This is a genomic window from Pandoraea commovens (assembly GCF_024704525.1).
Lineage (GTDB): Bacteria > Pseudomonadota > Gammaproteobacteria > Burkholderiales > Burkholderiaceae > Pandoraea > Pandoraea commovens.
Genome location: NZ_CP102780.1, coordinates 1,831,448 through 1,843,217, shown reverse-complemented (window position 1 = coordinate 1,843,217; position 11,770 = coordinate 1,831,448). Strand labels below are relative to the sequence as shown.

Annotated in this window: 10 protein-coding genes; 1 reads left to right on the top strand and 9 read right to left on the bottom strand. The window is 63.6% G+C overall.

Annotated features, from left to right (window positions below; genetic code table 11):
* Positions 1–18: 18 nt before the first annotated feature.
* The 6 genes from gsiD to NTU39_RS08690 all read right to left on the bottom strand — a co-directional run bounded on the left by gsiD (position 19) and on the right by NTU39_RS08690 (position 7,869).
* A complete protein-coding gene (gene gsiD / locus NTU39_RS08715) occupies positions 19–924 on the bottom strand; it encodes a glutathione ABC transporter permease GsiD (protein WP_150665680.1) in 906 nt (301 codons plus the stop codon).
* Between the two features lie 10 nt (positions 925–934).
* On the bottom strand, positions 935–1,855 hold the full coding sequence (gsiC, locus tag NTU39_RS08710; protein WP_039399676.1) for a glutathione ABC transporter permease GsiC: 921 nt from the start codon (positions 1,853–1,855) through the stop codon (positions 935–937).
* Between the two features lie 178 nt (positions 1,856–2,033).
* Positions 2,034–3,593 (bottom strand): glutathione ABC transporter substrate-binding protein GsiB, encoded by a 1,560-nt coding sequence (gene gsiB, locus NTU39_RS08705; protein WP_150665681.1) that lies wholly within the window; start codon positions 3,591–3,593, stop codon positions 2,034–2,036.
* Between the two features lie 176 nt (positions 3,594–3,769).
* Positions 3,770–5,656 carry a dipeptide ABC transporter ATP-binding protein gene (locus tag NTU39_RS08700; RefSeq protein ID WP_150665682.1) on the bottom strand — a complete coding sequence of 629 codons (1,887 nt, stop codon included), beginning with the start codon at positions 5,654–5,656 and terminating at the stop codon, positions 3,770–3,772.
* A 111-nt stretch (positions 5,657–5,767) separates the two neighbouring features.
* Positions 5,768–6,724, bottom strand: a complete 957-nt coding sequence (locus tag NTU39_RS08695) for an isoaspartyl peptidase/L-asparaginase family protein (RefSeq protein ID WP_150665683.1) — start codon at positions 6,722–6,724, stop codon at positions 5,768–5,770.
* On the bottom strand, positions 6,721–7,869 hold the full coding sequence (locus tag NTU39_RS08690) for a MurR/RpiR family transcriptional regulator (protein WP_257959672.1): 1,149 nt from the start codon (positions 7,867–7,869) through the stop codon (positions 6,721–6,723). The genes NTU39_RS08695 and NTU39_RS08690 overlap by 4 nt, the downstream gene beginning before the upstream one ends.
* 470 nt (positions 7,870–8,339) lie before the next feature.
* On the opposite strand from NTU39_RS08690, the gene NTU39_RS08685 reads away from it, so the two are divergent.
* Positions 8,340–8,654, top strand: a complete 315-nt coding sequence (locus tag NTU39_RS08685; RefSeq protein WP_174984949.1) for a hypothetical protein — start codon at positions 8,340–8,342, stop codon at positions 8,652–8,654.
* 45 nt (positions 8,655–8,699) lie between these two features.
* On the opposite strand, the gene NTU39_RS08680 is transcribed toward NTU39_RS08685, so the two are convergent.
* The 3 genes from NTU39_RS08680 to NTU39_RS08670 all read right to left on the bottom strand — a co-directional run bounded on the left by NTU39_RS08680 (position 8,700) and on the right by NTU39_RS08670 (position 11,607).
* Positions 8,700–9,257: a YggT family protein gene (locus NTU39_RS08680; protein WP_257959671.1), complete on the bottom strand. Its 558-nt coding sequence runs from the start codon at positions 9,255–9,257 to the stop codon at positions 8,700–8,702.
* Between the two features lie 64 nt (positions 9,258–9,321).
* A complete protein-coding gene (locus NTU39_RS08675; protein ID WP_257959670.1) occupies positions 9,322–10,461 on the bottom strand; it encodes an enoyl-CoA hydratase/isomerase family protein in 1,140 nt (379 codons plus the stop codon).
* Between the two features lie 12 nt (positions 10,462–10,473).
* Entirely contained in the window at positions 10,474–11,607 is a 1,134-nt protein-coding gene (locus NTU39_RS08670; RefSeq protein ID WP_257959669.1) for an acyl-CoA dehydrogenase family protein, read from the bottom strand.
* Positions 11,608–11,770 lie beyond the last annotated feature (163 nt).

Sequence of the window (11,770 nt, the reverse complement as noted above, 5' to 3'; positions counted from 1 at the left end):
CGCGCTCCTGCGGGAATATCAGTGCCGGTCGAGCTTCGGATCGAGCGCGTCGCGCAGACCGTCACCCAGCAAGTTGAAGGCGAGCACGGTCAGGAAGATGGCCAGGCTCGGGAAGATGGCAATGTGCGGCGCATTGACCATGTCGGCGCGCGCTTCGTTGAGCATGGCACCCCACTCCGGCGTCGGCGGCTGTGCGCCCAGACCGAGGAACGACAGGCTCGCGGCCGTGATGATCGAGGTGCCGATACGCATCGAGAAGTACACGACGATGGACGACACCGTGCCCGGCAGAATGTGCCGCATGATGATCGTCCAGTCGGACGCCCCGATGGAGCGCGCCGCTTCGATGTACGTCAGATGCTTGAGCACCAGCGTGTTGCCGCGCACGAGGCGGGCGAACGCCGGAATCGAGAAGATAGCCACCGCCACGATCACGTTGATCATGCCGTTACCCAGCACCGCCACCACGCCGATGGCCAGCAAAATACCCGGGAATGCGAACAGCACGTCGGAGATACGCATGACGATGCGATCCCACCAGCCTTCGTAATAGCCGGCGAGCAGGCCGAGCACGGTCCCGATGACCGCCCCAAGCGCGACCGAGCCGAAGCCCGCAGCGAGCGAGATGCGCGAACCGGCGAGCACGCGGCTGAAGATGTCGCGGCCGAGCGAGTCGACGCCGAACCAATGCTTCGCGGACGGCCCCGCATTCAGCGCGTCGTAGTCGAAGAAGTTCTCCGGGTCGAACGGCACCAGATGCGGCGCGAGAATCGCGACGATGACCAGCGCCAGCACGAAGGCCCCGGCGACCATCGCAATGTGTTGCTTCTTGAACTTGCGCCAGAATTCGCGCCACGGCGTGCGTACGCGGGTGTTGGTGGCGGCAGCCGCGTTCGCGGCCGTTGTCGGTTGGCTTGCGCTCATTGTGCTTGCCTCACTTGTAGCGAATGGTCGGGTTGATGACGGCGTACAGCACGTCGACCACGAGGTTGATCAGAATGAACTCAAGCGAGAACAACAGCACCAGCGCCTGAATCACCGGGTAGTCGCGCATCTCGACCGAGTCGATCAGCAGGCGTCCCAATCCGGGCCAGTTGAACACCACCTCGACGACGATCGAGCCGCCGAGCAGAAAACCGAACTGCAACCCCATCATCGTGACGACGGGGATCATGGCGTTACGCAGCGCGTGCTTGAACACCACGCGCATTTCGTTGAGGCCCTTCGCACGCGCGGTGCGCACGAAGTCTTCATGCAGCACCTCGACGAAGGCCGAGCGTGTGAAGCGTGCCATCACGGCGGCCACGGCCGCGCCCAACGTAATCGAGGGCAGGATGTAGCTCTTCCACGAGTCGGCGCCGATGGTCGGCAACCAGCCGAGTTGCACCGAGAAAATCTGCATCAGCAGCATGCCCAGCGCGAACGCCGGGAACGAGATGCCGGAGACGGCGAAGGTCATGCCCAGCCGGTCGGGCCAGCGATTGCGCCACACCGCCGAGGCCACACCCAGCCCCATGCCGATCACCACCGACCACACCATGCTCACCAGCGTGAGCCACAGCGTCGGCAGGAAGCGGCTGGAGATCTCCTGCGAGACCGGCTGCTTGCTGCGCATCGACAGACCGAAATCGCCGCGCACGGCGTTCGTGATGAAGGACGTGAACTGCGTGAGCAGCGGCTTGTCGAGGCCGAGATCCTGACGCACCAGCGCCACGGTCGCCTCGTCCGCCTGCGGACCGGCCGCCAGACGCGCCGGATCACCCGGCAACATGTGCACGAAGGCGAACACCAGCACTGCCACGATCAGCAGCGTGGGGATCAGGCCGAGTAGGCGTTTGAGAAAATAATTGAGCATCGCAGTCTTGCCGAACGTCTTGCCGAAACCATGTCTTGCGGTAGACCGCGCCGCCAGCGTCGAAGCTACTTCGCTGGACCGGGCGGCGCGGGGAACATCACACGCGCATCGAACGCATATCGCACGCATATCGCACGCGCGCCGCCCCGGCATTCCGGGGCGCACACGTGCCGCGCGATTACTTCATCGAGATGTCGGTGAAGTTGAACGAACCGTCAGGCATCGTGTACACGCCGCTCAGGTTCTTGTTGCGTGCGTACAGCAGCTTTTCCGTCACGAGGAACGCCCAGGGCGCATCGTTCCAGATCTTCTGTTGTGCGTCCGTGTACAGCTTCGTCTTCTCGGCGCGGTCCGTCGTGAGCAGCGCCTTGTTGAAGTCCGCGTCGACCGCTTCGTTCTTGTAGTACGCCGTGTTGAACAGCTTCGGCGGGAACGATTCCGAGCTCAGCAGCGGGCGCAGCGCCCAGTCGGCTTCACCCGTCGACGACGACCAGCCCACGTAGTACATACGCACCGGGGCCTTGTCGGGGTCCGGTGCGGACTCGACCAGCTCGACACGCTGACCGGCTTCGAGCGCGCGCACTTGCGCCTTGATGCCGACCTGCGCCAGTTGCTGCTGCACGAACTGGATCACCTTCTGCGCCGTGGTGTACGTATAGGCCGACCACAGCGTGGTCTCGAAACCGTTCGGGTAACCGGCCTCCTTGAGCAGTTCCTTGGCCTTGGCCGGGTTGTACGGCCACGGGCCGGTCTTCGCTGCGTAGTCGACGCCCTTCGGCACCACACCGTCGGCCGGCGTGGCGTAACCTGCGAAGGCCACCTTCACCAGCGCTTCCTTGTTGATGGCGTAGTTGATGGCCTGACGCACGCGCACGTCGTCGAACGGCTTCTGCTTCGTGTTGAAGCTCACGTAGCGCTGGATGATCGACGGACCGGCGATCACGTCCACCTTGCCGCTCGCCTTCAGACCATCTGCCTGTTCATACGGCACCGGGAAAGCAAAACCGGCTTCGCCCGTCTGCATGACGGCCGCGCGCGTGTTGTTGTCCACCACCGGCTTGAAGGTGATCGTGTCGACCTTCGGATAGCCCTTCTTCCAGTAGCCGTCGAACTTCTTCACCTTCACGTAATCGGTGCGGTTCCATTCGACGAATTCGAACGGGCCGGTGCCGACCGGGTGCGAAGCGATGTCCTTACCGTACTTCTTGAGCGCTTCGGGCGAGATGATCACGGCCGACGGGTGCGCCAGCGTGTTGATGAACGGCGAGAACGGCTCCTTGAGCGTGAACTTCACCGTGTGCGCATCGACGGCTTCCGTCTTGGCGATTTCCTTGTACAGGTTGTAGCGCTTGAGCTTGTTGTCCGGGTTCGTCACGCGGTCGAAGTTCGCCTTCACGGCGGCGGCGTCGAAGTTCGTGCCGTCCTGGAACTTCACGCCCGACTTGAGCTTGATCGTGTAGACAAGACCGTCTGGCGAGACCGTGTAGCTATCGGCCAGCACATTGATGAGTTTCATGTCTTTGTCGAAACCGAACATGCCCTCGTAGAACGACTTGGCGACGGCCTGCGACAGCGTATCGTTCGCGTCGTACGGATCCATCGTCGTGAAGGTCGATTGCACGGCCATCACGACATCCTTGGCGGCGAACGCCGGGGCTGCACCGAACACGGCGGACGCCACAGCGACGGACGCGAGCGCGGTTTTCCAGCGAGCGCCCAACAAAACGTTTTTCGACATCTGTCTTTCTCCTTCTGGTCTGACGGGGTCGCCCCGGGCGAGTCGTTCGACTGCGCCACTTGGCGGTCATTATGGTGACAACATGAACAGCAAAAGGTACTGCCTGAAACTACCGGGCGCGAAGCGATCGCACCCGGGGAAAACGGGTTCTGCTTACGACATCCGCGTCAAGCGCATCAGTAAGCACCGGCCACGCGATGGCGCGCGACAAAGTGCCCCGCGCCGACTTCGACCAGCGGCTGCACTTGCGGCTCGTCGCCCAGCGCGCGGATCGGACTCGGAATCTCTTCCGTGAGCAGTTCGCGTTTGGTGTGACGACGCGCCGGATCGGCAATCGGCACCGCCGACATCAGCTTCTTCGTGTACGGGTGTTGCGGGTTCTCGAAAATCGCGCGACGCGGACCGATCTCGACGATCTGGCCGAGGAACATCACCGCCACGCGGTGGCTGATGCGCTCCACGACTGCCATGTCGTGCGAGATGAACAGGAACGCGATACCGAACTCCTTTTGCAGGTCGAGCATCAGGTTGATGATCTGGGCCTGCACGGAGACGTCGAGCGCCGAGACGGATTCGTCGGCGATCACGACCTTGGGTTTGAGCGCCAGTGCACGCGCAATGGCGATACGCTGACGCTGACCGCCCGAGAATTCATGCGGATAACGCTGAGCATACTCGGCGGGCAAGCCCACGCGCTCCAGCAATTCGGCCACGCGCTTTTCGGCTTCGGCGCCGCTCGCCACACCATGCACCAGCAGCGGTTCCATGATCGAGAAGCCCACCGTTAGACGCGGATCGAGCGACGCGAACGGGTCCTGGAAGATGAACTGGATATCGCGGCGCAGCGTCTGCAAGGCACGGCCTGCGAGATCGTGAATCGGCTTGCCGCCGAACTCGATGGAGCCGCCCTGACTGGCGACCAGACGCAGCAGCGCACGGCCGGTCGTCGACTTACCGCAACCCGATTCGCCCACGAGGCCCAGCGTCTCGCCGGGATACAGATCGAAGCTCACGCGCTCAACGGCGTGCACGCGTTGTTTCACGCGTCCGAAGAGGCCCGATGGCACGTCGAAGCGCGCGATGAGATCCTTCACGCGCAGGATCGGACCGGCGTCCGTCTTCACCGTCGGCTGGGGCGTTTCGGCAACAGGCTTCGCATCGGGTGGTGCGTCGTAGCGCAGCAGCGGGAAGCGTGCAGGCAGATCGGTGCCGTGCATCGAACCGAGACGCGGCACGGCCGAGAGCAACGCCTGCGTGTAGCGCTCGCGCGGTGCGGAGAAGATTTCCGCCGACTTGCCTTCCTCGACCTTATCGCCGCGATGCATGACCAGCACGCGGTCGGCTACCTCGGCCACCACCCCCATGTCGTGCGTGATGAACACCACGCCCATATGCATCTCGTCCTGCAACGCGCGAATCAGTTGCAGGATCTGCGCCTGAATGGTCACATCGAGAGCTGTGGTCGGTTCGTCTGCAATCAGCAAACCCGGCTTGCACGATAGCGCCATCGCGATCATCACGCGCTGACGCATGCCGCCCGAGAGCTGGTGCGGGAAACGGCCCAGCACGCGGCGCGCTTCGGGAATACGGACGAGTTCGAGCATGCGCAGGGCTTCTGCGCGCGCGGCGGCGGCGTCCTTGCCCTGGTGCAGACGAATCGACTCGGCGATCTGCTCGCCGACCGGGAACACCGGGTTGAGCGACGTCATCGGCTCCTGGAAGATCATCGCCATGTCGGCACCCCGGATGCTGCGCATGGTGTGGCCACTTGCGCGCGTGAGGTCGACCAGCTTGCCGTTGCGACGGCGCATGATCATCGTGCCCTGCGTAATGCGTCCGCCACCGTTTTCCACGAGACGCATGGCGGCCAGCGACGTCACCGACTTGCCCGAGCCGGATTCGCCGACGATGGCGAGCGTCTCGCCCCGGTCGACGTGGAAGGACAGGTCGCGCACGGCCGTGACCACGCGCTCGGAGGTCGCGAACTGCACGGAGATGCCGCTCACGTCGAGCACACGCTCGTCGGGCAACGAAATGGTTGGGGTTGTCTTACGCTCAGCCACGCCTGTCCTCGCTAATCTTCACTTGCCGAATCTGTTGCCAAGGGCGATGCCGTCTCCGGTGTCGCCCTGTCCTGCCTGCCGTATTGAGACGTCAGGCGATACTGACGGACGTTATTCGTGAATGGCCGTCACCGGCGTCTCGCCGACACGGGCCACCCCGCGATACATCCCTTCCGTGTTGAACGGAAGCGCCACATTGCCCTGTGCATCCACGGCGATCAGACCGCCGCGGCCATCCACACGCGGCAGACGCTCGCGAATGACGCGCTCGGCCGCATCGGCCAGCGAGAGACCTGCGTAGGCCATCAGCGCGCCCACTTCGTAACACGCGACGGCGCGAATGAACGCCTCGCCGGTGCCCGTCGCCGAAACGGCGGCCGTGGCGTCGTTCGCGTAACAGCCCGCGCCGATCAGCGGCGAATCGCCCACGCGGCCAATGGCCTTGTTCGTCATGCCGCCCGTGGAGGTCGCTGCGGCTATATGGCCGTGCATGTCGCAGGCGACTGCGCCGACCGTGCCGAACTTCGTGTCCGGATCGATGGGCTCTTTCTTGAGCGGCATATCGTGATCGAGCGACACCGCAGCACTCGCCAACGCGCGCTGCAACTGGGCATAGCGCGCTTCGGTAAAGAAGTACTCGGGATCCACCAGTTCGGCCCCGTTTGCCGCAGCGAAGGCTTCCGCGCCCTCGCCCACGAGCAGCACGTGCGGGCTGTGCTCCAGCACCGAGCGGGCCGCCAGAATCGGGTTGCGCACACGGTGAACGCAGGCAATGGCGCCGGCGTCGAGCGTCGTGCCGTTCATGATCGCGGCGTCGAGTTCGTGCGTGCCTTCGTGGGTGAAGACCGCCCCACGTCCGGCATTGAAGCGCGGGCAATCTTCGAGGTGCTGCACGGCCACGGTGACGGCGTCGAGCGCCGAGCCGCCGGCCGCCAGCACAGCCTGACCGGCGCGCAGCACTTCGGCCAGGGCCTCGTGATACGCCTTGAGTTCTTCGGGCGACGTGTCGCGGCTGATCGTTCCGGCACCGCCGTGAATGGCGATGACCGCGCGTTGGGCGTGGCTCATGATGCGTTGTCCTTTCTGTCCAGACTGACGGGCGTCGCGCTGGACGCCGTGCTGGCATGACTCGAATGTCGGGATGCGGTCTGATGGACCGGATTCGGTGCGCCCAGCGTGCTGGTCGTCGCCGCAGCGGCGGCGTTCGACAGCGACTTCACGGTGGCGGTGGTAGCGGCGGTGGCAGCAGCGGTCGCGACGGGCGACGGCGCTCTGGCGACCGCTCTGGCCACATTGGCGGGGGCGTTCGACGGACTCTGCGACGCAGAGTCGATCCACGGCAGCAGGAAATCGGTCAGTTCGGTAGCGCGGTCCACCGCGTGTTTCGCGCGTTGCGCGACGGCGTCGCAGATGGCATCGATCATCGCCAGCACGCTCGCCTCGGAGTTGCTCGACAGGCGCGGCTTGCTGCGCACGAAGAGGACGATATCGCCCAGCGGTGCCAGCGGCGACGTCGGACTGTCCGTGAGCACCATCACCGACACGCCACGCCCGCGCAGGCGACGGCACAGCGTCACCGTGTCGGAGACGTAGCGCGGGAAGCCGAGCGCGATCACCAGATCGCCCTCGCGCAGTTTGAACAGTTGGCGTGCGGCATGCGTCGATCCGCCTGCGCCGACGACCGACTGCACGTTTTCACAATAGGGATCGAGACCGTGATGCAGCAGACCGGCGAGATAACCGCTCGCTCCCAGTCCCAGCACGTAAATGCGGTGCGCTTGCAGAATCGACTCGATGGCGCGCTCGCACGTACCGGCGTCGAGCGCGCGGCGAGTCCAGTCCAGATTCTCGATGGCCTGTGCAAGGGACGCGGCCATCACGTCCGCGCTGTCGCTCGCCTGTGCCTTGCTCGTGCGCAGGCTTTCGATAGGGGCCAGCGTCGCCTCGTAGCCGCGGACCATCGCCGCACGGCATTGCGGGTAGCCGTCGAAGCCGAGCGCGCGGGCAAAACGGTTGACGGTCGCGAGCGACACGCCGACGGCGTCGGCAAATTCGTCGATGCGCATGGTCGCGGCACGAAACGTATTGTCGAGCACGAACGCCGCCATGCGCTGCTGCGCGGGCGTCAGTTCGGGCATGGCTCGCACGATGCGCTCAGTGAGCGGCAAGTCGGCGGGCAACGAATCGGCGTCGATCATGAAAATGAAATGCATCCATCCTTCGGAGTGAAGGAAAGTATATTTTCATCGGCACCCCGTCAAAAGAAAAAAAATAGTTCAAATGCTGCCGGTCGAGCCTTCAGCACAGGTGTATTTCTCCTCCATAGCCCGCAAACCCTGTCAAAACAAGGGGGCATGACCTCCGTCATACGTAAAAAGCGGGCATACTAGGGGAAACCCGAATGCACGAACTTGCCGGCGGCTTTGCGATCCGACGCTGAAGTACGGTTTCACTGCGCGTCGGTTCATAAGCGTCGCGCAGCGTCACTCAGATATCGCTTCGATATCACTCAATCGTCAGGTAACAGATTCACAGGACAGTCACTGGACCGCCTGGGGAGGCTTGGTCGGAGGCGAGTCGTAACGTGCAGTAAACATGGCGTAGTCGCGGGCTTACATTCGTCCGTTACTGTGACCGAACGAATCGCGCCGACGCGAAAGCTATCGCCTCAAGGAGCATGACCATGCTAAGCCCGCATGAAATCGCCACGCTGTTGCTGGCGGCCGCATCTCTGGGCCCCATCGATGCCGATGCGCTGGAACCGCCCGACCTCGCCGCGCTGGAACAAGCGCGTCTGGTGCATGTGGCGATGGACGAGGGACAAACGAAAGTGAGCGTGACCGAAGACGGCCACAGAGTGTTGCGTCGTCTTGGATTGGAACGTTCGGGCGGAGAGCGCATGGAAGCGCCGCGTCTGGCGACGACTGCCGCGCGACACGCGGAGCCCGGCATGAGGGACGTTGCCAGTGAGGGAACTGTGACGCCTGAGGCATCCTGAGTGCCGCAGGCAGCAACGCTGCCCGCGAACACGAACGTCAATGCGTCAGAGCATCGCGAAGAAGAGGCTTAAGCGCGCGAGGACGATCAGCAGAATCTGCATCAGCAGGAACAGCGCTAGCGGCGAAAGATCGAAGCCGCCGAGCATCGGAATGACGCGGCGAAGCGGGCGCAGCAGCGGGTCAAGCAAGTGCTGGAGAATCGGCATCGCCGTGGCACGCGGATTGACCCACGACAGCACGGCCATCAGCAGCGTGAGCCACATCACCAGATTCGCGCCCCACTTGGCGACGAGCACCAGCGCCACCAGCAAGCCACGCGGGAACACCGTGACCGGCGACACCCCCACTACGGCCGTGATCAGTACCAGATAGAGGATCGCCGCGACCCACGCGCCGATCACACATGCCCAGTCGATCCCCCCAACGCCCGGCACGACACGCCGCAGCGGCAATACGATCCAGTTGGTGAACTGGAACACTCCTTGAGAGAGCGGATTGCGCGGGGGCAGCCGAGTCGCCTGCATCCACACACGCAAAAGCAATAAAGCGCCGAATAGCGAGAAAACAAGGTCTAGCAGCAGACGGGCGATTTCGACGAGCATCTGGACTCCAACGGATTGTGCGGTCCCCCGCAAAACCGGCATTGTCGCATGCGTTTGCCCGAGTTCAATCCCTGCCTAGCGCATTCAGTGGATGCTCCCCTTCCGGCCACGGTGAAACGAAGAAGGCATCGACCTCAGTCGTCGGCACGTCGTCCAATGTGGCGAAGCGCCAACGGGGTTGCTTGTCCTTGTCGATCAGCAGCGCACGGACGCCCTCGACGAAATCGCCGGACGCGAATGCGTGATAGCCAAGCACCAGCTCCATCCGGAAAGCGTCGGCCAGATCGAGGCGTCGCCCCTTCTGTAATTGCCGGTCGGTCACGCACAGACTGAGCGGAGAGCGTTGGCGAAGCAGCGCCAGTGTTTCGACCGCCCACGGGTTATCGACGTCGTCCGTCAGCGACGCCACGATGCCCGGCACGTCAAGGGCGCTGAAATGCCGGTCGAGCGACGCTCTTACGCCAGCAAGCGGCGCGGCGTCCGACGACGTATGCCCCAGCGGCACAATAGCGGCGCGCAGACGCGCGAGCAACGCGTCGTTACCGTGATCTGTGGCGCTCGCATCGTCCTTGGACCATTCGAACTTCAGGAGCACTTCGCGCAGTTGCGCCAGGGCATCGCCTTCAAGCCAGACATCGGCGAGTCCGCAGTAGAGCGCATCGGCCGCCGCAATGGTTGCTCCGGTCAGGCCGAGATAGCGCGCCAGCGTCGGCGCAAGATGCCCGAGGAACCAACTTGCGCCGACATCGGGGAACAAGCCGATGGCCGTCTCCGGCATCGCAAGCTTCGTTCTGTCGGTCACAATGCGTAGCGCCGCACCCTGCGCGACACCCATGCCACCGCCCATGACGATGCCATCGAGCAAGGCGATATATGGCTTCGGATATCGGTGAATCAAATAATCGAGCTGATACTCGTCGACGAAGAACGCCTGATGCGCGTCAGCGTTGTTCACACGACTGTCGTATAGCGCGCGGACATCGCCGCCAGCGCAGAACGCCTTCTCCCCCGCCCCTTCGATCAGCACCGCCCGCACCATGGGGTCGTCTTTCCACGCCCTCAGTTGTCGCCACATAGCGCCCACCATGCCGTGGGTGATGGCGTTCAGCGCCTTCGGCCGGTTGAGCGTGATCACACCGAACCCGTTGATCACGTCGAACAACACTTCGTCTTGCGCCTCGACAGCGCCATCGTGCAGATTCACTTGCCCTCCTCCTCAATCCAGTGCGCGGGCGATCACCTGCCGCTGGACTTCGCTGGTGCCTTCGTAGATTTGCGTGATGCGGGCATCGCGATAGAAGCGCTCGACCGGATAGTCCTCCAGATACCCGTAACCGCCGTGAATCTGAATGGCATGCGTGCACACCCACTCCGCCAGTTCCGACGCGAAAAGCTTTGCCTGCGACGCCTCCGTCAGGCAGGGCAAGCCTTGTGTGCGCAGCGCTGCTGCGTGCAGGATCAGGAAGCGCGCCGCGTTGATGCGCGTCGTCATGTCGGCCAGCATGTTGGCGATACTCTGATGCTCGCGAATCGGCTTGCCGAATTGCTGACGCTCGTTCGCATATTGCAGCGCCGCCTCGAACGCGGCGCGCGCCACGCCAAGCGCCAGCGCCGCGATCCCGATGCGCCCACCCTCAAGGTTCGATAGCGCGATTTTCAGACCCTGTCCCGGCTCACCCAACATGGCGTCCTCGCCGACCTCACAGTCGACCAGTGTGATCGGACAGGTGTCCGACGCACGAATGCCCAGCTTGTGCTCGGGACGCCCGACCTCGAATCCCTTCGTATCGGTCGGCACGATGAAGGCCGAGATGCCACGCTTGCCCGCCGCAGGATCGGTCACTGCAAACACGATGGCCACTGCCGCGCGCTTGCCATTCGTCACGAACTGCTTGTTGCCGTTGAGCACCCACTTGTCGCCCCGGCGCTCGGCGCGCGTCTTCAGATTGCTGGCGTCCGACCCGGCTTGCGGCTCGGTCAGACAGAACGCCCCGATCTTGCGGCCTGCCGCCAGATCCGGCAGCCAGCGCGCGCGCTGGGCGTCATTGCCGAACTTCAGGATCGGCGCACAGCCGACCGAGTTGTGCACGGACATCATCGTGGCCGTGGAAGCGCAACCTGCCGCAATTTCTTCCATCGCCAGCGCATACGCCGTGTAATCGGTGTACGAGCCACCGTACTGTTCAGGCACCATCATGCCGAGCAGGCCAAGCTCGCCCATCTGCGCGACCATCGCGTCGGGCAAGGCACACTCGCGGTCCCACTGCGCTGCGTTCGGCGCAAGCTGCTCGCTGGAAAACGCACGCGCCATGTCGCGAATCATGCGTTGGTCTTCGGTGTAGAAATCCATGTTCTGTCTCCTGCGCCGTGACGTTATCGGAACGTTATCGGGAAGCATCGCGTTAAGAATCGCGGTAAAAATCGCGGTAAAAATCGTCGACGTCTTTCGCCTATCGATAGGTCCAGTGTAGGGATCGCGCCCCGTTGGCACCATAGCCAAAAACGGCAAATTC

Bases quoted from the DNA above. Each gene is read 5' to 3' on its own strand.
- gsiD (WP_150665680.1), bottom strand. From the start codon at position 924: ATGAGCGCAAGCCAACCGACAACGGCCGCGAACGCGGCTGCCGCCACC.
- gsiC (WP_039399676.1), bottom strand. From the start codon at position 1,855: ATGCTCAATTATTTTCTCAAACGCCTACTCGGCCTGATCCCCACGCTG.
- gsiB (WP_150665681.1), bottom strand. From the start codon at position 3,593: ATGTCGAAAAACGTTTTGTTGGGCGCTCGCTGGAAAACCGCGCTCGCG.
- NTU39_RS08695 (WP_150665683.1), bottom strand. From the start codon at position 6,724: ATGAGCCACGCCCAACGCGCGGTCATCGCCATTCACGGCGGTGCCGGA.
- NTU39_RS08690 (WP_257959672.1), bottom strand. From the start codon at position 7,869: ATGCATTTCATTTTCATGATCGACGCCGATTCGTTGCCCGCCGACTTG.
- NTU39_RS08685 (WP_174984949.1), top strand. From the start codon at position 8,340: ATGCTAAGCCCGCATGAAATCGCCACGCTGTTGCTGGCGGCCGCATCT.
- NTU39_RS08680 (WP_257959671.1), bottom strand. From the start codon at position 9,257: ATGCTCGTCGAAATCGCCCGTCTGCTGCTAGACCTTGTTTTCTCGCTA.
- NTU39_RS08670 (WP_257959669.1), bottom strand. From the start codon at position 11,607: ATGGATTTCTACACCGAAGACCAACGCATGATTCGCGACATGGCGCGT.